The sequence below is a fragment of the Leclercia sp. EC_58 genome, assembly GCF_019584355.1.
In the GTDB taxonomy this organism is placed as follows: domain Bacteria; phylum Pseudomonadota; class Gammaproteobacteria; order Enterobacterales; family Enterobacteriaceae; genus Enterobacter.
The window spans coordinates 214,288-239,103 of record NZ_VDAM01000001.1; the positions used below are offsets into that span (position 1 = coordinate 214,288).

Sequence of the window (24,816 nt, forward strand, 5' to 3'; positions counted from 1 at the left end):
ATTACGCCACAGCGCGAAGAGAATAAAAAATATCGTTTTATCGCAACTCTATGCAAAAATGATATGGATTATGTTTAACCAGGTTGCTGCCATGCCCGCTGTGAATTTACGCCATATTGAGATTTTCCACGCGGTGATGACCGCCGGGAACCTGACCGAAGCCGCGCGCCTGCTGCACACCTCGCAGCCGACGGTGAGCCGCGAGCTGGCGCGCTTCGAGAAGGTGATCGGCCTGACGCTGTTCGAGCGCACCCGCGGGCGGCTGCACCCTACGGTGCAGGGGCTGCGGCTCTTCGAAGAGGTGCAGCGATCCTGGTACGGGCTGGACCGTATCGTCAGCGCCGCCGACAGCCTGCGCGAGTTTCGCCAGGGCGAGCTCTCCGTCGTCTGCCTGCCGGTCTTCTCCCAGTCATTTTTACCCGCCCTGCTACAGCCGTTTCTTGCCCGCTACCCGGACGTGAACCTGACCATCGTGCCCCAGGAGTCGCCCCTGCTGGAGGAGTGGCTCTCAGCCCAGCGTCACGATCTCGGCCTGACCGAAACCCTGGCGACCCCAGCGGGCACCGCGCGTCACGAGCTGCTGTCATTAGATGAGGTGTGCGTCCTGCCCGCCGGCCATCCCCTTGCCGCAAAAGCGGTGCTGACGCCGGGTGATTTTCAGGGCGAGAACTACATCAGCCTGTCGCGCACTGACAGTTATCGCCAGCTGCTGGACCAGCTTTTTGCCGAACATCAGGTGAAGCGACGCATGGTGGTGGAGACGCACAGCGCGGCCTCCATCTGTGCGATGGTGCGCGCGGGGGTGGGGATTTCGGTGGTCAATCCGCTGACGGCGCTGGATTATGCCGACAGCGGGATTGTTATTCGCCGCTTCAGTATCTCGGTGCCGTTTACGGTGAGCCTGATCCGCCCGCTGCACCGCCCGGCCTCGGCGCTGGTGGACGCTTTCAGCGCGCATCTGCAACAGGGGCTGGCGGCGATCACCGACCCGCTGGAACAGCTTTTAGCCTCGCCCGTTACGAAAGGATAAATTCCACCGCATCGGCGGCGTGGATCGCGGCGGTATCAAACACCGGGATCGGGCTTTCATCCGCCGGGATCAGCAGGCCAATCTCGGTGCAGCCAAAGATCACCCCCTGCGCCCCTCGATCGGCGAGCTTGCGGATCACGCTGAGGTAGTACTGTCGTGACGTCTCGCTAAAGGTGCCGAGACACAGCTCTTCAAAGATGATCTGATTGATCCGGGCCCGGTCCGCCTCGTCCGGGATCAGGCTCTCGATGCCGTACTGCGCCGTCAGTCGCCCGCGGTAAAAATCCTGCTCCATGGTATAGCGCGTACCCAGCAGCGCCACGCGGTTCATGTCCGCCGCGGTAATCGCCCGCCCGGTGGCATCGGCGATATGCAGGAACGGCAGGGAACAGCGGGTTTCAATCTGCTCAGCGACTTTGTGCATGGTGTTGGTGCAGAGCAAAATGGCCTGCGCCCCGGCACCCTGCAAGCCCAGTGCTGCCTCCGCCAGGATCTCTCCCGCCTTTTCCCAGTCGCCGCTGGACTGGCAGGCTTCGATTTCATGAAAATCGACGCTGTGCAGCAGCAGGCTGGCCGAGTGTAATCCCCCGAGGCGCTGTTTTACCCCTTCGTTGATCAGACGATAATAGGGAATGGTGGACTCCCAGCTCATTCCTCCCAACAGGCCAATCGTTTTCATTTTGCTCTCCTTTCCGGTTTCATCCAGTGAAGCAAACTTGTGATCGAGTTTCCAGTTCTCTGGTTCAACATTTCCTTTTAGCTGGCTCTGGGATAAATTAAATGAAACGATGTTTCACTATATAACAGGACATGAGCATGTTTATTTTCCATAAAGAGACGCAGCTTGAAGATCTGGGTAATGGCGTGACGCGCCGTATTCTGGCGCACGATGGCAAAATGATGGCGGTAGAGGTCAATTTTGAGCAAGGCGCCGTTGGCCCAATGCATAACCATCCCCATGAGCAGCTGACCTATGTTTTGTCCGGTGAGTTTGAATTTACCATCGGCGAAGAAAAGCATGTGGTGACCGCCGGGGATACGCTTTATAAGCAGCCGCATATTATGCACGGCTGCGTTTGCCTGAAACCGGGTACGCTGCTGGATACCTTCACCCCGGTTCGTGAAGATTTCCTCAAATAAAAAATAAGGCGATGCGCGGGCATCGCCTTTTTCTTCTTAAGTGCAATTCACTTTATTTCCGCGAAGAATCATTCAACAAGTTAATTATATCCTCGCTACCTTACTTCTCATGTTACAGTTTTGCTACAAATATTAGTAGTTTGTATCTGCTATCAATAATTCCCAGAATATGTGAGCAAAGTCCCCGTTTAGCTGGCCTTCTTCCCTCATTTTTTCGCGCATACCGATAAAAATGCCACCCATCTCACCTTATTGAAACGCTGTTTCGACCTTGATCACATTTCCACTATTTATCGAATGACGTGGATTTAAATCACAATAAAATAAATTAAAACGTCGTTTTACAAATTGAAAACGGTGGTTCATAAGATTTAAAAAATTGCTTAGCCGGGCAGGATGCGCCCGGCATTACCGGCACTCATAAACAGGTAGAAGGAGATACCGCAGTGAAATTTCGCACCAGACGCATTCCGCTGTTCGCTTGCTGTTAAGCGGGCAGAGCCGGGCAGATTCCGTTTTAAACCATTAATTACCAGGTAGGTATGTATGAATGAAAACAAGATGCTGGGGCTGGCCTGGATATCACCCTACATAATTGGGTTGATACTCTTCACCGCTTTCCCCTTTGTTTCATCTTTCTTCCTCAGTTTTACTGAGTACGATTTGATGAGCCCGCCCGTATTTAACGGCGTAGAAAACTATCGCTACATGTTTACGGAAGATACTCTCTTCTGGAAATCTATGGGCGTGACCTTTGCCTACGTATTTTTAACTATCCCGTTGAAGCTGGCCTTTGCGCTGGGTATTGCGTTTGTTCTGAACTTTAAACTGCGCGGCATCGGCTTCTTCCGTACCGCTTATTATATTCCGTCTATTCTCGGCAGCTCCGTTGCGATTGCCGTTCTGTGGCGTGCGCTGTTCGCGATTGATGGCCTGCTTAACAGCTTCATTGGCGTCTTTGGTTTCGACGCGGTGAACTGGCTCGGCGAACCCTCACTGGCGCTGATGTCCGTGACCCTGCTGCGCGTCTGGCAGTTCGGCTCTGCAATGGTGATCTTCCTGGCTGCCCTGCAGAACGTGCCGCAGTCGCAGTACGAAGCGGCGATGATTGACGGTGCCTCCAAATGGCAGATGTTCATGAAAGTGACCGTGCCGCTGATCACGCCGGTTATCTTCTTCAACTTCATCATGCAGACCACCCAGGCGTTCCAGGAATTTACCGGTCCGTATGTTATTACCGGCGGTGGACCAACTTACTCCACCTACCTGTTCTCACTCTACATCTACGATACCGCATTTAAGTACTTTGACATGGGTTACGGCGCTGCGCTGGCCTGGATCCTGTTCCTGGTGGTCGCTGTCTTTGCCGCTATCGCCTTTAAGTCTTCGAAATACTGGGTCTTCTACTCCGCCGATAAAGGAGGCAAAAATGGCTGATATTCAACAACTCTCCACGGCGAGAAGTATCGCAGAGCGTGAAGTGGCGCGTACTCAGCGTCGTGAAAAAATTAGCGCCACCATTCGCTATGTGATCCTGCTGTTTGTTGGCCTGCTGATGCTCTATCCGCTGGTGTGGATGTTCTCGGCGTCGTTCAAACCGAACCACGAGATCTTCACCACCCTCAGCCTGTGGCCCGCACACGCCACCTGGGACGGTTTTGTAAACGGCTGGAAAACCGGTACCGAGTACAACTTCGGCCATTACATGCTGAACACCTTTAAGTATGTGATCCCGAAAGTGATCCTGACCATTATCTCCTCCACCATCGTGGCGTACGGCTTTGCCCGCTTCGAGATCCCGTGGAAGAAGTTCTGGTTCGCGACGCTGATTACCACCATGTTGCTGCCAAGCACCGTACTGTTGATCCCGCAGTACCTGATGTTCCGTGAAATGGGCATGCTGAACAGCTATATGCCGCTCTACCTGCCGCTGGCCTTCGCCACGCAAGGGTTCTTCGTCTTCATGCTGATCCAGTTCCTGCGCGGCGTACCGCGTGACATGGAAGAGGCGGCACAGATTGACGGCTGTAACTCCATTCAGGTGCTGTGGTACGTGGTGGTACCGATCCTGAAGCCAGCCATCATCTCCGTGGCGCTGTTCCAGTTCATGTGGTCAATGAACGACTTTATCGGGCCGCTGATTTATGTCTACAGCGTGGATAAATACCCGATTGCACTGGCTCTGAAAATGTCCATCGACGTCACCGAAGGGGCGCCGTGGAACGAAATTCTGGCAATGGCGAGCATCTCCATCCTGCCATCCATCATTGTCTTCTTCCTGGCACAGCGCTACTTCGTACAGGGCGTAACCAGCAGCGGAATTAAAGGTTAAGAGGGAAATATCATGGCTGAAGTTATTTTCAACAAACTGGAAAAGGTCTACTCCAACGGCTTCAAAGCGGTACATGCTATCGACCTGAAAATCGCTGAAGGTGAGTTCATGGTCATCGTCGGCCCTTCCGGCTGCGCGAAGTCCACTACCCTGCGTATGCTGGCCGGTCTGGAGACCATCAGCGGCGGTGAAGTGCGTATCGGGGATAAGATCGTTAACAACCTCGCGCCAAAAGAGCGCGGGATTGCGATGGTGTTCCAGAACTATGCGCTCTACCCACACATGACCGTGCGGGAAAACCTGGCCTTCGGCCTGAAGCTGAGCAAGCTGCCTAAAGCGCAGATTGAGACCCAGGTTAACGAAGCGGCAAAAATCCTTGAGCTGGAAGAGCTGCTCGACCGCCTGCCGCGCCAGCTTTCAGGTGGTCAGGCGCAGCGTGTGGCCGTCGGCCGCGCGATTGTGAAAAAGCCAGACGTGTTCCTGTTCGACGAACCGCTCTCCAACCTCGACGCCAAACTGCGTGCCTCGATGCGTATCCGTATTTCGGATCTGCACAAGCAGCTGAAGGCCTCCGGCAAACCGGCGACCACCGTCTACGTGACGCACGACCAGACCGAAGCGATGACCATGGGCGACCGCATCTGCGTGATGAAGCTCGGCCACATCATGCAGGTAGATACCCCGGACAACCTGTATCACAAACCGAAAAACATGTTCGTCGCGGGCTTTATCGGCTCACCGGAGATGAACATCCGTGCCAGCAAGCTGGTGCAACAGGATGGTCAACTCTCCCTGACCATCGGCAACCAGACCATGCCGTTAAGCCCGGAGCTGAAAGAAAAAGTGGCCGGCCACGCGGATAAGGAGATTTTCTACGGCATTCGCCCTGATTTTGTCTCTATTTCCGATGAGCCATTCGCTGAAGGTTGCTGCACCGGTGAGATGGTCCGCGCCGAAAATATGGGCCATGAATTCTTTGTATACCTGAAAGTTGGCGAGTACGAACTGACAGCCCGAATTCCTTCCGATGAAGCTAAGCCCATGATCAACAAGGGCCTTCACCGTAAGGTTTACTTTAAGTTTGATATGAATAAGTGTCATATTTTTGACGCAAAAACTGAACAGAACATCTCTCTTTAATGGAGTTATAAAAATGAAAAAAGTGCTTTTAAGCGCCGTTATCTCCGCTACCTTTGGAATGAGTGCCCTACCCACTTTTGCTGCGGACAGCACCGATCTGCGTATGTCCTGGTGGGGCGGCAATGGCCGTCACCAGGTCACACTGAAAGCCCTGGAAGAGTTCCACAAACAGAACCCGGACATTAACGTGAAGTCGGAATACACCGGCTGGGATGGTCACCTGTCGCGTCTGACCACGCAGATTGCGGGCGGCACCGAGCCGGACGTGATGCAGACCAACTGGAACTGGCTGCCGATCTTCTCTAAAACCGGCGACGGCTTCTACGATCTGAACAAAATGAAGGATGTGATCGATCTGTCCCAGTTCGATCCAAAAGAGCTGCAGTCGACCACGGTCAACGGCAAGCTGAACGGTATTCCGATCTCCGTGACCGCGCGCGTCTTCTACTTCAACGATGAAACCTGGAAAAAAGCGGGCGTCGAATACCCGAAAACCTGGGATGAGCTGATGGCGGCGGGTAAAGCCTTCGAGAGCAAGCTGGGTAAACAGTACTACCCGGTTATTCTCGAACACCAGGATACCCTGGCGCTGCTGAACTCCTACATGATCCAGAAGTACAACATCCCGGCGGTGGACGAGAAGGCGAAAAAATTCTCCTACACCAAAGAGCAGTGGGTTGAGTTCTTCCAGACCTATAAAAAGCTGATCGACAGCCACGTGATGCCGGACACCAAGTACTATGCGTCGTTCGGTAAGAGCAACATGTATGAGATGAAGCCGTGGATCGAAGGTGAATGGGGCGGCACCTACATGTGGAACTCCACCATCAAAAAATATTCCGACAACCTGAAGCCACCAGCGAAGCTGGAGCTGGGCAGCTACCCAATGCTGCCGGGTGCAACCGATGCCGGTCTGTTCTTCAAACCAGCACAGATGCTCTCTATCGGTAAATCGACCAAGAACCCGGAAGCGGCCGCGAAAGTGATCAACTTCCTGCTGAACAGCAAAGAAGGCGTTGAGACCCTGGGCCTGGAGCGTGGCGTACCGCTGAGCAAAGTGGCGGTGAAATACCTGACCGAAAACGGCGCTATCAAAGAGGACGATCCGGCGGTTGCGGGTCTGCGTCTGGCGCAATCTCTGCCAGCGAAACTCTCTGTGTCGCCATACTTTGATGATCCGCAGATCGTAGCGCAGTTCGGTACTTCGCTGCAGTACATCGACTATGGCCAGAAAACCGTTGAAGAGACGGCTGCTGACTTCCAGCGTCAGGCTGAACGTATCCTGAAACGCGCAATGCGCTAATTACCATACGTTATCAATACCCTGCCGCGACTGCGGTGGGGTATTTTTTTATCTGAAGGAACATATTATGAAAGGAAAAATCATTCCCCTGAGTTTTCGGCCTCGTCAGGACAGTGAAACCGGACGCGAGGTGATCCGCCTGACGCCCCCGCACATCATCTGTCACCGTAACTACTTCTATCAGAAATGCTTTACCCGCGATGGCAGCAAGCTCATCTTTGGTGGTGCCTTCGAAGGTCACTGGAACTACTACCTGCTGGACATTGCCCAGCAACAGGCAACCCAGCTTACCGACGGCGCCGGAGATAATACCTTTGGCGGCTTCCTCTCCACGGACGATCGCTCGCTGTGGTATGTGAAAAACAGCCGCGAACTGCGGCGCGTCGACCTCGGGAGTCTGGAAGAGTATGTGGTCTATGAGGTCAATGACGACTGGGTGGCCTACGGTACCTGGGTGGCGAACTCGGACTGCACGAAGCTGGTAGGTATCGAGATTAAAAAAAGCGACTGGCAGCCGCTCACCGACTGGAGCAAGTTCCGCGCGTTTTACTTTACTAACCCGGAATGTCGCCTGATCAATATCGACCTGCAAACCGGCGAGCGCCGCGTGATTTTGCAGGAAAAGCGCTGGCTCGGACACCCGATCTACCGTCCTTTTGACGACAATACCGTGGCGTTCTGCCACGAAGGCCCGCGCGATGCGATCGACGCCCGCATGTGGCTGATTAACGAGGATGGCAGCAATTTGCGCAAGGTGCGCCAGCATGCTGAGGGGGAGAGCTTTACCCACGAATTCTGGGTGCCGGACGGCTCCGCGCTCTATTACGTGGCGCACAAGGAGAACGATCCTCAGCGCTATCTGTTCAGCGCCGATCCCGCCACCCTGGAAAACCGCCAGCTGATGGCGATCCCGCCCTGCTCCCATCTGATGAGTAACCACGACGGGTCGCTGATCGTCGGCGACGGTGCGCCACACAACACCGGCGATATCAGCCTGAACGATCCCTTTATTTGGGTATTCGATATTGCCAAAGGCACGCAAACCGCCATCTGCCAGCACAACACCAGCTGGAAAGTGCTGGACGGCGATCGCCAGGTGACCCATCCGCATCCGTCGTTTTCACCGGATAATCAGTGGGTGCTGTACACCTCCGACGAAGAAGGGATGCCAGCGCTGTACCTCGCCCGGGTATAAAAAAGCCGGGTGGCGGCTACGCCTTACCCGGCCTACGAATCACAGCATTTGACCCCGTAGGCCCGGCAAGCGAAGCGCCGCCGGGCATTGCCGCATCAGGCTCACTGCAACAAAAAAGCCGGGTGGCGGCTGCGCCTTACCCGGCCTACGAATCACAGCATTTGACCCCGTAGGCCCGGCAAGCGAAGCGCCGCCGGGCGTTGCCGTATCAGGCTTGCTGCAACAAAAAGCCGGGTGGCGGCTGCGCCTTACCCGGCCTACAAAACCCCATGCCCGGCAAGTGCTGCCGGGCAATCTTCTATACCCCAATATTCCGTAACTTCTCCCCTGTCATCAGCTTGCGCTCAATGTGCTCCAGGGTGACGCCTTTCGTTTCCGGGATCAGCCAGAAGGTGATGCCAATAAAGGCCACGTTCAGCACCGTATAAAGCCAGAAGGTTCCCGCCGCGCCGATCGCATCCAGCAGGGTCAGGAAGGTAGCGCCAATGATCATGTTCGACACCCAGTTCGTGGTGGTGGAACAGGTGATCCCAAAGTCGCGACATTTTAGTGGCTGAATTTCAGAGCAGAGGATCCACACCACCGGCGCGGCACTCATCGCGTAACCGGCGATGCACATCATCGTCATACCCACGGACAACCAGGATAAGCCGCTGGACGCCGTACCGTTATCAAACTGCATCAGGCAGTAGCCCAGGATCAGCGTCCCCAGCGCCATCACACTGAAACCAATTTTAAGGGCAGGCTTACGGCCCGCTTTATCGACGGTAAATACCGCAATAAAGGTGGCAAACATAAAGGTCAGCCCCACCACCAGCGTGGCGATCATCTGCTGCTCGGTGGTGGTGAATCCGGCCATTTTAAAAATACGTGGCGCGTAATACATGATGATGTTCATGCCGGTAAACTGCTGCATCGCCTGCAACAGCATGCCGAGAAATACCGCACGGCGCACGTTGCGGTTGACTTTGAACAACGACCAGCCGCCCTGCTTAAGCTTGAGGCTTTCGCGGATCTCGTTCAGCTCTTCACGCGCTTTCTCGGAGGTATCGCGCAGCATCCGCAGCACTTCTTCCGCTTCGACGTGGCGCCCTTTTTGCGCCAGCCAACGTGGACTGTTGGGCAAAAAAATCACCAGCACAATCAGCACTATTGCCGGTAATGCCAGTACGCCCAGCATGGCGCGCCAGTTGCCGCTGTAGCTGAAATACGTATCAGAAAGAAAGGCCAGCACAATTCCGAGGGTCACCATCAGCTGGTACATGCTGATCATTTTGCCGCGCACATCCTCGCTCGCCATCTCTGACAGATAAAGGGGAGCGGTATAGGAGGCAATCCCCACCGCCACGCCCAGCAGGACGCGCGAGAGCAACAGCACCTCCACGTTGGTGGCGAAAGCGGATCCTATCGAGCCGGCGACAAAGAGAATGGCGCCGACCATCAGGCTATATTTTCGGCCCAGGCGGAATGAGAGCCAGCCATTGAACAAGGCTCCCACCGCTGCGCCCAGCATCATACTGCTCACCACCCACTCCTGCAGGCGATTGCTGAGCGTAAAGTGATCGGTGATAAAGGGTAACGCACCGGCAATAACGCCGATATCCAGCCCAAACAGTAAACCGGCCACCGCCGCGGAAACAGAAACAAACATATTCATCCTTCGGGTATCGCGAAGGGCGCGGGGCATAAAGGTAGAGTCATTTATAGATGTCATATTTTCCTGCCTGAACAGCGTAAGACGTTAATCGAAATTACGAGAAACCCTGAAAAAGTGTCAGGTCGTAAAACGTGAAAATATGGATATATCAGCTGGCAGGGTTCGATCTGTGATGGACATTACACTTTAAAAGAAGGGTAAAAATTACTCAATTATTGTTAATCATATGATTTCTGGAGGGTAAATGTGTGATCCATGCAATTTTCGTAAAATGCTTATGGATTTTTCTCTTTTTTGAATATGGACAATGGCTTATCCAGGTCAAAAAAAACCTCTGCCCTGGGGCAGAGGTTTTTTGACCTGAGCAGGAATTAACGCGCCAGCCAGCCGCCGTCAACCGCTACGGTGTAGCCGTTGATATAGTCAGATGCGCTGGAGGCCAGGAACACCACCGGCCCCATCAGATCGCTTGGCAGACCCCAACGACCCGCAGGGATACGCTCGAGGATAGCTGCGCTACGCTCTTCGTCAGCACGCAGCTGCTGGGTGTTGTTGGTAGCCATGTAACCCGGCGCAATGGCGTTCACGTTGATGTTGTGCTGCGCCCATTCGTTCGCCAGCAGACGGGTTACGCCCATGACGCCGCTCTTGGAAGCGGTATAAGAAGGCACACGGATGCCACCCTGGAAGGAGAGCATGGAGGCGATGTTGATGATTTTGCCGCCGTTGCCCTGGGCGATGAAGTGCTTCGCCGCCGCCTGAGACATGAAGAACACGCTCTTGATGTTCAGGTTCATGACGTCGTCCCAGTCCTGCTCGCTGAAGTTGATCGCATCTTCACGACGGATCAGACCGGCGTTGTTCACCAGAATGTCGATTTTACCGAATTCCGCAACCGCACGATCCAGCAGCTCAGGGATAGCGTCGATCTTACGCAGGTCAGCGGTCAGGCTCAGGAAACGACGGCCCAGCGCGGTTACACGCTCGATGGTCTCCTGCGGTTCAACGATGTTGATACCCACGATGTCGCAGCCCGCTTCCGCCAGACCCAACGCCATGCCCTGACCGAGGCCAGTGTCACAACCGGTCACGACTGCAACTTTACCTTGCAAAGAAAATGCATCCAGAATCATTTTTTTATCCTTAGTCTTTCAGCGCCTGAACGAACAGGCAAGTTTGTGCTTAACTGTCCGCGACTAGCGCAGATCCTTAACGGCTACGTGGTCCATATCATCGAAGACCTGGTTCTCACCCACCATGCCCCAGATGAAGGTATAGGCACGTGTGCCTACGCCGGAGTGAATAGACCAGCTTGGAGAGATAACCGCCTGCTCGTTATGCATCACGATATGGCGCGTCTCCTGCGGCTGACCCATCATGTGGAATACGCAGGCGTCCTCTTCCATATTGAAGTAGAAGTAGACTTCCATGCGGCGCTCGTGGGTATGGCACGGCATGGTGTTCCACAGGTTGCCCGGCTCAAGCTCGGTCAGACCCATGCTGAGCTGGCAGGTTTCCAGCACATCAGGAACGAAGTATTTGTTGATGGTGCGGCGGTTGCTGGTGAGGTTGTCGCCCAGGGTGACCGGAGCAACGTCTGCCGGGGTCACTTTTTTGGTTGGGTAGGTGGTGTGTGCCGGGGCGCAGTTATAGTAGAACTTCGCCGGTTTGCTGCTATCGACGCTGGCAAATACCACTTCCTGCGCGCCTTTCCCGACGTACAGCGCATCGCGATGGCCGATCTCATAGCACTGGCCGTCAACGGTGATGGTGCCCGGGCCGCCAATGTTGATCACGCCCAGCTCGCGACGCTCGAGGAAGAAGCTGACGCCGAGCTGCTTGCCCACTTCCCCACCCACAGAAACCGTTTTGGCAACCGGCATAATGCCGCCAACGATGATGCGGTCAATGTGGCTGTACACCATGGTGTATTCATCTGCGACAAACACTTTCTCGACTAAAAACTCATCACGCAGACCCTGGGTATCCAGCGTTTTTGCATGCGCGCTGTGGATGCTTTGTCTGACTTCCACATTAACCTCCAGAATTTATCGGCCCCGACGGCGTGGATAATTAACAAAACGGTGTTCCGTTTTCATGATGAGCACATATTATCTGCTGTGAAATAGGTTTTCAATTACATTCAAAACGATGTTTCACTTTTTCTGCAAGTTAATCTCATAACTGTAGTTTCGATCACGATTGTCAGGGAGTTGACAAGGCTTTCCTTCACCATTTTTTTAAATAACATTTCTTATTTTTTATAATAAACAAAAGGTTATGAAAAAATAAAAAATGGGTGCAGCCATCAGAAAAAACTGAACGAATTTAAAGATATTGATGAATCCGCAGGGTTTTCCTTCAGAAGTGCGCCACCAGTCACATATAGTGAAACATTGTTTTGATATTTTAACACCCAGTTTTTAAACTCATATTTTACCGATCGGACCGCAGGCGCGATCCTGCCGTCGAATTCAAGGAGCGCATCATGGCAAAAGGTATGCGGGTCAAACTGAACTATGAGGTCAGCCGCGATCCGGATACAGGCGTGGAAGTGACCCGCCTGACCCCCCCTGAAGTTACCTGTCACCGTAACTACTTCTATCAAAAGTGCTTTTTCAACGATGGCAGCCACCTGCTGTTTGCGGGTGAATTCGATGGCCACTGGAACTACTATCTGCTGGATCTGAAAAAAGCCGAAGCGGTGCAGTTAACCGAAGGCGCTGGCGATAATACCTTTGGCGGCTTCCTCTCACCGGATGATAAATCCCTCTATTACGTTAAGAATGATCGCACTCTGCGGGAAGTCAATCTGACCACTCTCGAAGAACGTGAAGTCTATCGCGTCAGTGACGACTGGGTCGGCTATGGCACCTGGGTAGCCAACAGCGACTGCACCAAACTGGTGGGCATTGAAATCGCGAAGAGCGACTGGACGCCACTGAATGATTGGAAAATCTTCCACGACTTCTTCCATAAAGGCCCACACTGCCGCCTGCTGCGGGTCGATCTGCAGACCGGTGAAAGCAGCGTCATCCACGAAGAGAAGAACTGGCTGGGCCACCCGATTTACCGTCCGTTTGACGACAACACCGTCGCGTTCTGTCATGAAGGCCCGCACGATCTGGTGGATGCCCGTATGTGGATGGTCAACGAAGATGGCAGCAATGTACGCAAGGTGAAAGAGCACGCCGAAGGCGAAAGCTGCACCCATGAGTTCTGGGTACCGAACGGCTCAGCGCTGGTCTATGTTTCTTACCTGAAAGGTGAGCAAGGGCGTACCGTATATAGCTTCAACCCGGATACCGGTGAGAACCGCGCGGTAATGAAGATGCCTGCCTGTTCACACCTGATGAGTAACTTTGACGGCACGCTGCTGGTAGGCGATGGTTCCGGTACGCCGGTCGATGTGAAAGATACCAGCGGTTACACCATCGACAACGACCCGTATCTCTACGCATTCGACGTGGCGAAAGAGGCTTATTTCCGCATCGCGCGTCACGATACCTCCTGGGCAACCGTGGCAAACAGCCGCCAGGTGACCCATCCGCATCCATCCTTTACCCCGGATGATAAAGCGGTGCTGTTTAGTTCCGATAAAGATGGCAAACCTGCTCTCTATATTGCGAAGCTTCCTGAGCAACCAGAACTGTTGCGAGAATAATGTTTGTGTTTGTGTTCCTGTAACTGGCCTTGCCCTCCTTTATGGAGGGCTTTTTTTATTGGCTGATTCGGTAGAGACAGCAAAAAATAATAAAATACAGGCGTAAAAAAACCGGCTCCTGAGAGCCGGTTTATCCCGGAGGTACTGCTTGTTATTAGAATGAATAAGCTACGCCGACACGAAGACGGGTCTGACGTTCATCGGTATCTTTCACACCGACGTTACCCACTTCGCCATACGGAGCCCAGTTCTTATCAATTTTGTACGCCAGCTTGACGTTATATTCCTGGGAGTAATCTTTATTGTTGTTACGAATATTCCCTTCTGTACTTTTCGCGTATACGTAGTTCAGCTCGGTACGCCAGTCGCCCATAACCCAACCAACCCAGGCATCGCCACGGTTAACTTTATCGTCGTCTTTATTCGCGTTTGACGGATAACGGGTGTAGTCATAGCGATAACGGGCTGCCACATAGAAGCCATTATCGAAGCTATATTGCGCGTGCAGATAAGGTTTATAAATAGTGAAGCTGTCTTTACTTTCGAGCGTAAAGCCTGGTGTTAACGCAATGTTCTGGTTCGCTTTCCAGCGCCAGCTAATCTGATCTTCGTGGCCGTTACCCACCACGTCCGCAAATGGCTGGTCAGCTTTATCGCCGCCAGATTTCCATTTTGCTTCTACAGAGAAACCAAAGCCATTTTCGAAACGGTGCGAAACCGAAACACGGTCTGCGTTCGAGCCGCTATCGATATATTCGTGACGCAGATCCACGGTGACAGCCTGAGCTGCGAAAGAAGCGCCAATAAGTGAAGCAAGGACCAGAGATTTCTTAAACATGGAAAAACCCTCGTTTAAAATAATGTTTCGTTTTTATGGAATTGCATTTTATTTTTTAATAAACGTAATTTTAGTGATCGCGATCGTAATTATTTGTTTCATTTTTTTTGGCAAACCCAGCCGTGAGCAATATCAACAAAACAGGCCTTTTAAGCGGAGTTTAACGGATCACGATCACACTAAATCGTTATTACAGATTCAGCGAATACGTTAAATATTTTGCTGGTGCTTAAGATTTTACTTACATGAGGGGAAAATATGACGGTGCTCACAAACAAATAAGCCTCCGGGGACGGAGGCTTATTTGGGTTGATATATATCAACGCGAATTATCTTTCTATAGCCAATGCCACGCCCTGCCCGCCGCCGATGCAGAGCGTAGCCAGCCCTTTACGCGCATCGCGTTTCACCATCTCATGCACCAGTGAGACCAGGATACGGCAACCCGATGCGCCAATGGGGTGGCCCAGGGCGATCGCTCCGCCGTTGACATTCACCCGGCGTTCGTCCCACTCCAGCATTTTGCCCACCGACAGCGCCTGGGCAGCAAAGGCTTCATTCACTTCGATCAGATCAACATCCGCCAGTTGCCAGCCTGCCCGCTCAAGGCAGCGGCGCGTGGCATGGACCGGGGCGATGCCCATTAAGGCGGGATCGACACCCACGCTGGCAAAGGCTTTGATGCGCGCCAACACCGGCAGATTCAGCGCTTCGGCTTTGCTCTCGCTCATCATCATCACCGCGGCGGCCCCGTCGTTAATCGAAGAGGCATTCCCGGCGGTGACCGACCCGGTAAGTTCAAAGGCTGGGTTCAGCTGCGCCAGCCCCTCTGCGCTGGCATCGGTGCGCGGCTGTTCATCAGTATCCACCAGCAGGCTCTCCCCACCCTGCTTCCGGGCGACAACCGGTACGATCTCGTCGCGAAAACGGCCCGCGTCGATGGCCGCCCGGGCCTTATGCTGGGAGCTGAGGGCATAGGCATCCTGCAGCTCACGGGAGATGCCATATTCACGCGCCAGGTTCTCCGCCGTGACGCCCATATGGTAATCGTTGAAGGCATCCCACAGCCCGTCATGCACCAGGCTGTCGATAAGCTGACTGTTACCCAGCTGGGCGCCGGTACGGCTGTCGGTGAGCACATGCGGGGCACGACTCATGTTCTCCTGGCCGCCAGCGATCACCACATCGGCTTCGCCGCACTGTATCGCCTGGGTCGCCAGATGCAGCGCCTTCAAACCGGAGCCACACACGTCGTTAATGGTAATGGCAGAGACGGTATTGGGTAATCCGCCCTTCAGCGCGGCCTGACGGGCAGGGTTTTGCCCGGCGCCTGCGGTCAGCACCTGACCGAGGATCACTTCGTCGATCTCGTGTGCCTCAATGCCGCTTCGCTCCACCAGCGCGCGAACCACCACGCTGCCTAACTCAACCGCCGAGTGGCGTGAGAGCGCTCCCTGGAAACAGCCGATTGCGGTACGCAATGCACCGACTATCACGACGTCTTTCATCTCTACCTCTGCGCAAAATGACACCGCTCATAGTAGAGGATTGTTATCAACTAATGATGTAATTGTTTAAAAAAAGTGAGTTTTATCACAAAGGATTCTGGAGGGCCGAGAGAAATGAATGTTCTGCCGATACCGGGAAACTTACCCTGCGCGGGCGCAGGGCAAAGCGGGTCAAGATCTCCAGTACTGGGTTAAGGCGGGCGAGTTTCCATTTACCGGATCCTGCTCAGGAAACGGCAACGCAACGATCCGCGCCAGCATTGCCGGCGTTGCCGCCTGCTTGCAGAGATCGACATCCGTACCCGGCGGATAGGCTCCCACCACCAGAAAATCGTCGGTTGCAGATAACCGGCAGTGCCCGGTTCCGGCAGGCAATAACAGTGCGTCTCCCGCTTCTACTTCGATCTCTTCGCCCCCTGGTCCGCCAACGATGAGGCGCGCCGCGCCCCGGGCAATACCTAAGACTTCATGCCCATTAGAGTGGTAATGGTGATAATCAAAAACCCCATCGCGCCACTGAGGCGGCCAACCGTTGTCGGCAAACTGTTGTTCAAACTGGCTTGCGCGATCGCCATCCGTTATCACCCCTTTATAAAGCAGCACCGGCAAATGGGGATTATTCGGCACCCAGTCTCTGGCGGAGAGCATCAGCGTCCGGGGCGTGATTGTCTCTTTAGCAGTCATGGTCTCTTCTCAGTCAGTCATTGCACTCCGCTAAGTGTAGTTCGTTTTAATGTCGCCACTGACGGGGGCAGAGATCACCGCGGATCCGCTTTTTGCTGTAAATAATGGCGCAGCCAGTTGCCTGCCGTCCCCGGCGGGGAGCGTTTATTCCAGACCAGATCGATCGCCACCGAGCGCGGCCAGCCCGGCACATTGAGCTGCACCAGCGCTTTCGCCGGGGCAAACTCCTCCACCAGCGCACAGGGCAGCGCGCACCAGCCGAAGCCCTGAACCGCCATGCTGAGCAACATCAGGTAGTTGGGCGCCGACCAGACTGGCCCCTGCGCCAGCACCGGTTCGCGCTCCAGATAGGTATTCAGGCGCAGCTCCCGCCAGCTGTGCAGTTCATCGTGCTCCGTTCGCGCCTGCGCGGCCAGCGGATGGCTGGCTGACGTATAAATTGCCATATGGCTCTGCATCGGCAGGCGAACGGCGGCAATGTCGGTGGGATAGCTCTCCCGCGCCTCGGTAAGGCCAATCTGCGCCCGCTCCTTTTGCAGCAGATCGATGACATCTTCCTCTTCACCAATCAGACACTCAAATTCGGTGTGGGGAAAACGCTCATCAAAACGAAACAGCATCTCCTCCAGCACGTCCGGATGCAGGGTATCGGAGAGGACAAAGGTGAGCCGCGCTTCGGTCTCTTCGCTGAGGGATACCGCCAGTTCATCCAGCCGCCCGCTGGCCGCCAGAATCGACTGCACATAGCCCAGCACCTGCTTGCCCTGGGCGGTGAGTACCGGCTGGCGGGCGCTGCGGTCGAACAGAGCAAAACCCAGGTCATCTTCCAGATGGGCAATGGCGGTGCTGATAGTGGACTGGCTTTTACGCAGGCGGCGGGCGGCAGCGGAGAACGAGCCCGCGGCAACCGTCTCGACAAACGCGGTTAACGCTTCGGGTGAGTAGCGCATGAAGTATCTACTTAATCGATGGAATCTCACTTTTATATATCAGTTTTAACGATAAAAATAGCCGCATGATTTACCCATCCAGGCTTGTTTTTGAGGTAATAAGTTATGCAGCGCAACGATGTTCAGCGCAGAAAACTGCCGGAACGCATTTTCCACGCCGTCTGTTTTGAGGGTATTGCCACGGCGATCCTGGCCCCGACCACCGCGTGGCTGATGCAGCGCCCGATACTGGAGATGGGCGGGTTAACTGTTCTTCTCGCCACCACGGCGATGATCTGGAACATCATCTTCAATTACCTGTTCGACAGGCTGTGGCCGCGGCATAAGGTGCCCCGCACCGCGAAAGTCCGCGCACTGCACGCGCTGGGCTTTGAAGTGGGGTTCATCTTTATCGGCGTCGGGATTGTATCGCTGGTGCTGGGCGTTAGCCTGCTTCAGGCCTTCACCTTAGAGATTGGCTTCTTTATTTTCTTCCTGCCGTACACCATGGTTTATAACTGGGCGTACGATACCCTGCGCGATCGCATGATTAAGCGACGCCAGCAGCGGCAGGCTGCCACCTCTTAACTCCCCCGGCCGGAAATGCTTTCCGGCCCGCTTAAAACCGTTCCAACCGCCAGGCCAACTGTTGATTATGGTAAAATAGTCTCCTTTTTGTTGGTTTTATAGTTGATACGTTTCTCTCATGTCGAAAATCTGGTCTAAAGAAGAGACCCTCTGGAGCTTTGCCCTGTACGGCACGGCCGTGGGCGCAGGAACCCTGTTTCTGCCCATCCAACTGGGATCTGCGGGCGCTGTCGTCCTGTTCATCACCGCCCTTGTGGCGTATCCATTCACCTACTGGCCCCACAAAGCGTTATGCCAGTTCATCCTCTCTGCAAAAACCAAAGGTAGCGAAGGGATCACCGGCGCGGTGACCTACTACTACGGGAAAAAGATCGGCAATCAGATCACCACGCTCTACTTTGTCGCCTTTTTTGTGGTGGTGCAGATCTATGCCGTGGCAATCACTAACTCGCTCACCGAACAGCTGGCGAAGCATATGACGGTGGACACCACCGTGCGGGTGCTGGTCAGCCTGGGCGTAGTGCTGGCGTTAAATCTGATCTTCCTGATGGGGCGGCATGCCACTATTCGGGTGATGGGTTTTCTGGTCTTCCCGCTGATCGCTTACTTCCTGCTGGTGTCGCTCTATCTCACCCACAGCTGGCAGCCCGCGTTGCTCACCAGCCAGATGAGCGTTGATAAGCACACTCTGCACCAGGTTTGGATCTCCATTCCGGTGATGGTGTTCGCCTTCAGCCATACGCCGATTATTTCAACCTTTGCCGTCGATCGGCAGGAAAAATATGGCGAGGCCGCGATGGGCAAATGTACCCGCATCATGAAGGTGGCCTACCTGGTTATCTGTCTGAGCGTGCTCTTCTTCGTCTTCAGTTGCCTGATGTCGATCCCACCCTCTTACATCGTCGCCGCGAAAGAGGAAGGGGTCACCATCCTCTCGGCGCTCTCGATGATGCCCTCCTCCCCTTCATGGCTTGGGATCTCCGGGATTGTTGTCGCCATCATCGCGATGTCGAAGTCGTTTCTCGGCACCTATTTTGGCGTGATTGAGGGGGCTACAGCGATGGTGAAATCAGGGTTAAACCAAGTTGGCGTAAAGAAAAGCCGGGCTTTTAATCGGGCGGTATCGGTGATGGGTGTCTCCCTGATCACCTTTGCGGTGTGTTGCATTAACCCCAATGCCATCTCGATGATCTACGCCATCAGCGGGCCGCTTATCGCCATGATCCTGTTTATCATGCCGACCTTGTCGACCTTCCTGATCCCTGCCCTGAAGCCTTACCGCTCCATCGGCAACGTGCTGACGTTGATTGTCGGGGTGCTATGCGTGTCGGTGATGTTTATCGCCTGACTAAAATAGAGCACGCTGGTTTGCGACAGCGTGCTGTGCCGCGTCAAGCGCGGATATCGTCATACTCGCGGGTGTTATCAAACTCATGTTTGGCGAACGGGCAGAGGGGAATAATTTTACGGTTTTCGGCACGCATCTTTTCCACCACCTTCGCCACCAGCTGTTTGCCCACGCCCTGCCCTTTCAGGCTGGGATCGACATCGGTATGCTCAATGATACTGAGGTGTTCGCCGGTGGGAACAAAGACGATCTCCGCAACCTGATTACCCTCGGCATCGTTCACGTAAAACTTGTTATGGCCTTCCTGAATGTCCATGGTTTCTCGCTTATTTGTGGCGGTATTTGAGTGCGCCGCTGGGGCAGTTATCGATCACACGCACGACCGTATCGACATCCACTTCGTCAGGGATGATCCACGGTTTACGTTTCAGGTTGAAGAGCTTAGCGCTTCCGCGCACGCAGTTTCCCGCGTGTTGGCAGATGCCGGTATTGAAGTAGACGTCAATTTTCTCACCGGTATAGGCCCGGTACCCCGCTTGCAGGAGATCATTATCCATGACATTGCCTCTGTAATTATTATGCGTTCGGGAATCAGGATGATGCAGGTGTTGAGATCCAAAAAGTTAACATTTATTTAATAGAAGGATCCAGCATATTCAGCAGAGGTGCCGTATATGTTCTTTGAGCGTAAGGGTATATAAGAAGAAAATCTGGAGCGGGCGAAGGGAATCGAACAGAAACGCCCAAGAGCCGCGAAAGATCTCAACATTGGTAGTTGATGGCGGAGATTTTAGAGGATCATTCTCATGTCTATCAAGGGCCAATCTTATCTTTATCCAACTTCGGAAGGCATCTGGATGTTTCAGATCTTCATTCCGGTGTACATGCGGCACATTTTCGGCGGGAAACGCCTGTACCGGAAATCGACGGGAACCAAAGACCTTAACGCCGCTAAACACTTTCGTAATCACATGCTCATCGAGTGGAAGACACTTAAGGAACAGTATTCCCCAAACACGGAGGAACGGCGCATACAAAACGCCATAGCCGGATTGCATAAGCAAACCACGCTACGCGCCCCACACCAGACAGTGCCAACGTTAACCGCTATCCGCGATCAATACGCTGACAGATACAGAGATAAGCGCTCATTCTCGACGCTGGCTAAATCTGCTCGTGCCGTAGAGGTATTTCTTACTTCGCTTGACCGTGCAGACATTCAGATCACGGAGATCAGACGCTCACAAGTTGCAATGTTCATCAACCAGCAGGACAAGAAAGCCCCTCAAACCGTGCAGAACTGGCTAACATGCCTGGGAAGTCTGTACGAGTATGCGCGGAGGAGTTACGACGACATAGCACCAGATAACCCTTTTCACGGCCATAACCTCGAAGCGAGGGCGACTATTGAAAGTTACCAGCCATTCGAGCCTGACCAGATGCAAAAGTTATTGGATGCAGCAGAGCCGGAGATCAGGAACATTATAATCATGGGGCTGTTTTCAGGATGCCGCCTTGATGAACTGGCAAGCCTTAAGAAATCAGAGATCCAGACGGTGGAAGGGGGACAATGTTTCTACATCTCGAAGTCAAAGACGAAAGCGGGAATCAGGCATGTGCCGATTCACTCCCGACTATCTGCGATTGTCGATGAATACCTAAGCCACGGCTATGGAGAATACCTGTTCCCACAGGCCAACAAGATTAACCGTGCTGACGGTAAGAAAGGCCCATTCTACTCTCAAGCGTTCACCAGGCTACGCCGTCGTGTATTGCCTACCGCTACAGATCGTCAATGTTTCCACAGTCTCAGGGGGCATTTTGTCACTTGCCTGGATCGGGCTGGCATCCCTGAACAAAGAATTGGTTACATTACAGGGCACTCTTCCCAGGCCGCAGCCACAGAAGCATTTAAGACATACAGCGCGGGATGTTCCATGAAAGAGCTATCCGACTATGTGGAAATGGTAGATTATCCCGAGTTGATCTTTCCAAAAGCGGGAAAAGGGGCGTAAGCCCCTTATTTTTAAACAGTTTGGTTAGGCTAATAAGCTATTATTTATGAATAATACACACCAATGATTGCTTTACGAGTAAAACATGATTAAAATAGCAGCAAAAAACAACCAATAGATCAAACCACCCACCCACACTAAAACTTCCTTAAAAAACAATAAGTTACCAATATTCAGCGAGCTATGTATTTACATAACAGCAGCTCTAATTGATTTTTTGTAACAAAGATCACATTATGGATCTATGTAAAAATTAAGAAATTTATTATGTACACAAAATTCATTGCAGAACCAATAATGAGTATTGACGAGAAATTGATGGGGATTGAGCTTCTCACTCGTTTTACTTCTATTACCAAGAAAGCTCAACATCCTGAATTTGTTATTTCATCCTGGGATTTAGATAGGAAGCGGATTTTCCTATACGAACAATGCGGTAACATTGCTAATAAAAAAAAGTGGTTCGAACGTAATAATCTGTTTTGTACATTAAACATTGATCAGCAAATGGCTTTTCTGATCCGTCATGACTACATACTGAGACAAACTTTCGAATCGATGCCATTCATCAAACTTGAGCTTTCTGAGCATTTCCCTGGTTTAGATAATGGATTAAAAAGTCCCTTATTAGAGTCGCTGAGCCAGGGTGTAAATGGGCTGTGGCTCGATGACCTTGGGGCAGGTAATGCGAATGTAGTTAGTTTGATAGAAGGTTACTTTGAAGTAGTAAAAATAGATCGAATTTTCTTTAATGAACAAGTGAAAAAAACAACCTTCCACCAGTTAATTGCATCCATTAAAAAACACTGCGATAAAATTGTTATTGAAGGGATTGAGGATAGAAAAAGCATGGAAATCTTGCGTGAAGCAGGCATTTGGGGGGTACAGGGTTATCTTTTTAAATCCATCCCATTTGAAAACGTAGATTCGTTGGTATAGCTCGAATAATCTTCTTTGAAAAAGGGCAAAATGCCCTTATTTATTTCTTAAACTCCGTAGTAACCGTATCACCCTCGGTTTTCTTAGGTGCATTGTTTACTACCTTCTGTTTAACAGTCCCGCCTACAGATCTATTTCCCTGCGTTTTAGTCGCAATTACATTAACTGTAGCAGTGCTAACAAGTCTTATCTGTTCAAATTCAAGATCGAATTGCATAGCAAATTCAGATTTATAATCGTAACTGATTCCAGAGAGAATGACATTCTCATACACTTTGTGCTCTGTCACTAATGTAATAGGCTGACGACTATCAAAGATTTTATCAAGATACTGGATAGCCTGAGAAATACGAGTACCATTAACACCAGCACTGTATAATAAATCTTCCTCAAGCCTTACCGGAGTTTCGGTAATAATCCCCGATAGCTTGAATGTATTATTCTTAATCTGAACATGATCGCTCACTTCTGCGCCACTCTCGACGGGATAGCTTGTAATGTCTGCCTGCCTGCGTATTCCCGTATCTGTCACGGCATCAAACACAATAGCCTGATAGTTTTGAATGTAGCTATCAGAAGCTGGATTATAAACAGATGCAAGGATAGTGAATCCGTTTTCACCCTTATTACGGGTAGCGCTGCTGTTATTACTGTTCTGAGTTGAATTGATTCGGGAAGAATCTCCGCCACCGATTGTTAAACTTCCTGGTGTTGCCATTTTATTTCATTCCTTACGAAGAGGGGCAATTAGCCCCCCGTCCCTTGTCCAGATGAAACAGCCAGCACCATACGCTGATTGTTATCATTGATACGCTGATCAACGGTAGCATTTAGCATGTTTCCGAATGTCGGATCAGGGGCAATAGTGAGAGAGATCATTCCTTCCGGCAGGTTATTTTGTAATACCACTGGCTGAACCACTGTATTTTTAGCTGGCGGTGTCGCAGTAGCCGCTGCCGATTGTTTCAACATAGAAACAGGAGAATAATCACCGTTGGTGCTCTGCGCGTAGCTGCTCACATCTTTAGCGTTGCTTGTACCGTTCCACCACTCGCGTACCGTATCAAACACATTAGGCTCATGTGTGGCTTTAGGCTGGCTGGCTCCGTAGGCGTTAGCCACTGGATTACTTCCAGGCTGTGCAGGTGCTGACGTTGTGCCGTAATGCTGGCTAACAGCCTCTTTAGTGGTGTTGTCGCCGTTCAGAAGATTCAGCTTTCCAGTGATCCAGTTGGTCATCTTCATTAAGCCATCTACAACATCACCCGCCGCCTTGCCTAAGCCTTTGAAGAAGGGTAACGCTTCCTGCATCGCTTCCTTAAACTCTTTAACCGTCGCAGGGTCGAGAGACTCCATGAAACCTTCGAAGAATGCCAACTTCTGGCTATCGTTGAGAATGTCCATTTCCTGATTGAATTTGCGGTAGGCCACAAGCTGATCTTGCTGTTCCTGGTTCAACCATTGCCCGTTACGTTTGAGCACGTCCACCTGATCAGTGAGAGCCTTACCACCATTCACAAACGCTTTATGGTATAGGCCCAGGTCATCACCTAACTGTTCCAACGATGCAAGGATTTGCTCTGGTGACTTGCCCTGTTTCTCTAACGTATTGGTATAAGCAGAGACGAAGCCCATCGCGTTAGTTTGATACTGTCGTAAATCGTCCATCTTAAATCCGGCAGTGTTCACCGCTGACAGAATCCCCTGATCTCCACCTTTCCACTGTCCCGACTTCTTATCGAATTTAGCCTCATTGAGAGTTTGACCGATGCGGTCCTGGATATCTTTATAATTATCAAGGAGTTTGCGCTGACCTTGAATACCCATTCCCGAATCAATCCCGTTAGCCGTCGCATACTGGCTTTGTGCTTGTAGCGCGTTGTAATCAACGTTCCCTAATCTGGCACGCTGTACAATTTCGCTACGCTCTTCCTGGGCTGTTACAGCATCTTTCCCCCATGAATAAGCTCCGTAAGCCGCCGCACCAATGCCAGCGCCAGCAAGCGCACCAGTGCCTAAGCCCATAAGCCCGCCTGTAATCGCTCCAGAGCCACCTACAGGAGCCGTAGCGCCTCGTTTAGCTGCTTGCCTACGTTCAGCGTTGAGCCTGCGATAACCCTGCTGTAAGCGCTTAATCTCGCTGTTTTGGCGTTGTAGGGAGATCGTGCCGCTGGCATAGGCTTTGGTGATCTTGCTTGCAGCAAGAGACGCCTGTATCAATTCAACATTGGTTAAGTGTTGCATCGGGTAATGCTGCCAACTTACTGATTTAGTGTATGATGGTGATTTTAAGGTGCTTGCGTGGCTTCCATTTCCATCAGATGTCCTTCCTGCTCCGCTACTGAAGGCGTGGTGCGTAATTTGATGAAGTATCTTCTGCAAAGCAGAAAGACGGACGCGGGGTGGAGCAGCCTGGTAGCTCGTCGGGCTCATAACCCGAAGGTCGTCGGTTCAAATCCGGCCCCCGCAACCAATTAAAATTTGATGAAGTATCTTCTGCAAAGCA

General features: G+C 52.4%; 24 protein-coding genes, 1 tRNA gene and 1 pseudogene. 14 read left to right on the top strand and 12 right to left on the bottom strand.

Annotated elements, in window-relative coordinates; translation table 11 throughout:
• Positions 1-91: 91 nt before the first annotated feature.
• Entirely contained in the window at positions 92-1,030 is a 939-nt protein-coding gene (locus tag FHC51_RS01015) for a LysR family transcriptional regulator (RefSeq protein WP_114317188.1), read from the top strand.
• Here the strand turns inward: FHC51_RS01015 and FHC51_RS01020 are convergent.
• On the bottom strand, positions 1,017-1,709 hold the full coding sequence (locus tag FHC51_RS01020; RefSeq protein ID WP_220434724.1) for an aspartate/glutamate racemase: 693 nt from the start codon (positions 1,707-1,709) through the stop codon (positions 1,017-1,019). The two genes, FHC51_RS01015 and FHC51_RS01020, sit on opposite strands and share 14 nt — an antisense overlap.
• 137 nt (positions 1,710-1,846) lie before the next feature.
• Between FHC51_RS01020 and FHC51_RS01025 the strand changes: the two genes are divergently transcribed.
• The 6 genes from FHC51_RS01025 to FHC51_RS01050 all read left to right on the top strand — a co-directional run bounded on the left by FHC51_RS01025 (position 1,847) and on the right by FHC51_RS01050 (position 8,140).
• Positions 1,847-2,170 (top strand): cupin domain-containing protein, encoded by a 324-nt coding sequence (locus FHC51_RS01025; protein WP_039029883.1) that lies wholly within the window; start codon positions 1,847-1,849, stop codon positions 2,168-2,170.
• 546 nt (positions 2,171-2,716) lie between these two features.
• Positions 2,717-3,607, top strand: coding sequence for a carbohydrate ABC transporter permease (locus FHC51_RS01030; protein WP_103822749.1), 891 nt, complete (start codon positions 2,717-2,719; stop codon positions 3,605-3,607).
• Complete coding sequence (locus FHC51_RS01035; protein ID WP_103176849.1) at positions 3,600-4,502, top strand: carbohydrate ABC transporter permease; 903 nt, start codon at positions 3,600-3,602, stop codon at positions 4,500-4,502. Before FHC51_RS01030 ends, FHC51_RS01035 begins: the two co-directional genes overlap by 8 nt.
• A gap of 12 nt (positions 4,503-4,514) precedes the next feature.
• Entirely contained in the window at positions 4,515-5,642 is a 1,128-nt protein-coding gene (locus FHC51_RS01040; protein ID WP_103822750.1) for an ABC transporter ATP-binding protein, read from the top strand.
• Between the two features lie 13 nt (positions 5,643-5,655).
• The gene (locus tag FHC51_RS01045; RefSeq protein ID WP_103822751.1) at positions 5,656-6,945 is read left to right on the top strand and encodes an ABC transporter substrate-binding protein; all 1,290 of its coding nucleotides are present in this window, start codon (positions 5,656-5,658) and stop codon (positions 6,943-6,945) included.
• A 67-nt stretch (positions 6,946-7,012) separates the two neighbouring features.
• Positions 7,013-8,140, top strand: a complete 1,128-nt coding sequence (locus tag FHC51_RS01050; RefSeq protein WP_255584718.1) for an oligogalacturonate lyase family protein — start codon at positions 7,013-7,015, stop codon at positions 8,138-8,140.
• A 298-nt stretch (positions 8,141-8,438) separates the two neighbouring features.
• Here the strand turns inward: FHC51_RS01050 and FHC51_RS01055 are convergent, their stop codons facing one another.
• The 3 genes from FHC51_RS01055 to kduI form a co-directional block, all read right to left on the bottom strand.
• Positions 8,439-9,872, bottom strand: a complete 1,434-nt coding sequence (locus FHC51_RS01055) for a sugar porter family MFS transporter (RefSeq protein ID WP_255584964.1) — start codon at positions 9,870-9,872, stop codon at positions 8,439-8,441.
• A 296-nt stretch (positions 9,873-10,168) separates the two neighbouring features.
• Positions 10,169-10,930 carry a 2-dehydro-3-deoxy-D-gluconate 5-dehydrogenase KduD gene (gene kduD / locus FHC51_RS01060; protein WP_103176854.1) on the bottom strand — a complete coding sequence of 254 codons (762 nt, stop codon included), beginning with the start codon at positions 10,928-10,930 and terminating at the stop codon, positions 10,169-10,171.
• Positions 10,931-10,993: 63 nt separating this feature from the next.
• Positions 10,994-11,830, bottom strand: a complete 837-nt coding sequence (gene kduI, locus FHC51_RS01065) for a 5-dehydro-4-deoxy-D-glucuronate isomerase (RefSeq protein ID WP_214422367.1) — start codon at positions 11,828-11,830, stop codon at positions 10,994-10,996.
• Between the two features lie 455 nt (positions 11,831-12,285).
• On the opposite strand from kduI, the gene FHC51_RS01070 reads away from it, so the two are divergent.
• Positions 12,286-13,461 (top strand): oligogalacturonate lyase family protein, encoded by a 1,176-nt coding sequence (locus tag FHC51_RS01070; protein WP_220434726.1) that lies wholly within the window; start codon positions 12,286-12,288, stop codon positions 13,459-13,461.
• 154 nt (positions 13,462-13,615) lie between these two features.
• Here the strand turns inward: FHC51_RS01070 and FHC51_RS01075 are convergent, their stop codons facing one another.
• The 4 genes from FHC51_RS01075 to FHC51_RS01090 form a co-directional block, all read right to left on the bottom strand.
• Entirely contained in the window at positions 13,616-14,299 is a 684-nt protein-coding gene (locus FHC51_RS01075) for a porin (RefSeq protein ID WP_103822756.1), read from the bottom strand.
• A 329-nt stretch (positions 14,300-14,628) separates the two neighbouring features.
• Positions 14,629-15,807: an acetyl-CoA C-acetyltransferase gene (locus FHC51_RS01080; RefSeq protein ID WP_114316870.1), complete on the bottom strand. Its 1,179-nt coding sequence runs from the start codon at positions 15,805-15,807 to the stop codon at positions 14,629-14,631.
• Positions 15,808-15,978: 171 nt separating this feature from the next.
• On the bottom strand, positions 15,979-16,491 hold the full coding sequence (locus tag FHC51_RS01085; RefSeq protein WP_220434727.1) for a cupin domain-containing protein: 513 nt from the start codon (positions 16,489-16,491) through the stop codon (positions 15,979-15,981).
• A 74-nt stretch (positions 16,492-16,565) separates the two neighbouring features.
• Positions 16,566-17,441, bottom strand: a complete 876-nt coding sequence (locus tag FHC51_RS01090) for a LysR family transcriptional regulator (RefSeq protein ID WP_220434728.1) — start codon at positions 17,439-17,441, stop codon at positions 16,566-16,568.
• Positions 17,442-17,546: 105 nt separating this feature from the next.
• On the opposite strand from FHC51_RS01090, the gene FHC51_RS01095 reads away from it, so the two are divergent.
• The gene (locus FHC51_RS01095) at positions 17,547-18,008 is read left to right on the top strand and encodes a multidrug/biocide efflux PACE transporter (protein WP_220434729.1); all 462 of its coding nucleotides are present in this window, start codon (positions 17,547-17,549) and stop codon (positions 18,006-18,008) included.
• Positions 18,009-18,126: 118 nt separating this feature from the next.
• Positions 18,127-19,356: an amino acid permease gene (locus tag FHC51_RS01100; RefSeq protein ID WP_220434730.1), complete on the top strand. Its 1,230-nt coding sequence runs from the start codon at positions 18,127-18,129 to the stop codon at positions 19,354-19,356.
• 43 nt (positions 19,357-19,399) lie between these two features.
• Here FHC51_RS01100 and FHC51_RS01105 read toward each other — a convergent pair whose 3' ends face one another.
• Positions 19,400-19,672 (bottom strand): GNAT family N-acetyltransferase, encoded by a 273-nt coding sequence (locus FHC51_RS01105; RefSeq protein ID WP_180209429.1) that lies wholly within the window; start codon positions 19,670-19,672, stop codon positions 19,400-19,402.
• A 10-nt stretch (positions 19,673-19,682) separates the two neighbouring features.
• A complete protein-coding gene (gene yjdI / locus FHC51_RS01110; protein ID WP_220434731.1) occupies positions 19,683-19,913 on the bottom strand; it encodes a 4Fe-4S mono-cluster protein YjdI in 231 nt (76 codons plus the stop codon).
• A gap of 249 nt (positions 19,914-20,162) precedes the next feature.
• Here yjdI and FHC51_RS01115 point away from each other — a divergent pair, with 249 nt between their 5' ends.
• Both FHC51_RS01115 and FHC51_RS01120 read left to right on the top strand, forming a co-directional pair.
• Complete coding sequence (locus tag FHC51_RS01115; protein ID WP_220434732.1) at positions 20,163-21,371, top strand: tyrosine-type recombinase/integrase; 1,209 nt, start codon at positions 20,163-20,165, stop codon at positions 21,369-21,371.
• Between the two features lie 297 nt (positions 21,372-21,668).
• On the top strand, positions 21,669-22,310 hold the full coding sequence (locus FHC51_RS01120) for an EAL domain-containing protein (RefSeq protein WP_255584719.1): 642 nt from the start codon (positions 21,669-21,671) through the stop codon (positions 22,308-22,310).
• 40 nt (positions 22,311-22,350) lie between these two features.
• Here the strand turns inward: FHC51_RS01120 and FHC51_RS01125 are convergent, their stop codons facing one another.
• Positions 22,351-23,028: a phage baseplate protein gene (locus FHC51_RS01125; RefSeq protein WP_220434733.1), complete on the bottom strand. Its 678-nt coding sequence runs from the start codon at positions 23,026-23,028 to the stop codon at positions 22,351-22,353.
• A gap of 29 nt (positions 23,029-23,057) precedes the next feature.
• Positions 23,058-24,554 (bottom strand): hypothetical protein, encoded by a 1,497-nt coding sequence (locus FHC51_RS01130; protein WP_255584720.1) that lies wholly within the window; start codon positions 24,552-24,554, stop codon positions 23,058-23,060.
• 57 nt (positions 24,555-24,611) lie between these two features.
• Here FHC51_RS01130 and FHC51_RS23185 point away from each other — a divergent pair.
• Positions 24,612-24,671, top strand: a pseudogene (locus FHC51_RS23185) (IS1 family transposase); the annotation flags it as partial.
• 35 nt (positions 24,672-24,706) lie between these two features.
• A tRNA-Met gene (locus FHC51_RS01140) sits at positions 24,707-24,783 on the top strand.
• Positions 24,784-24,816 lie beyond the last annotated feature (33 nt).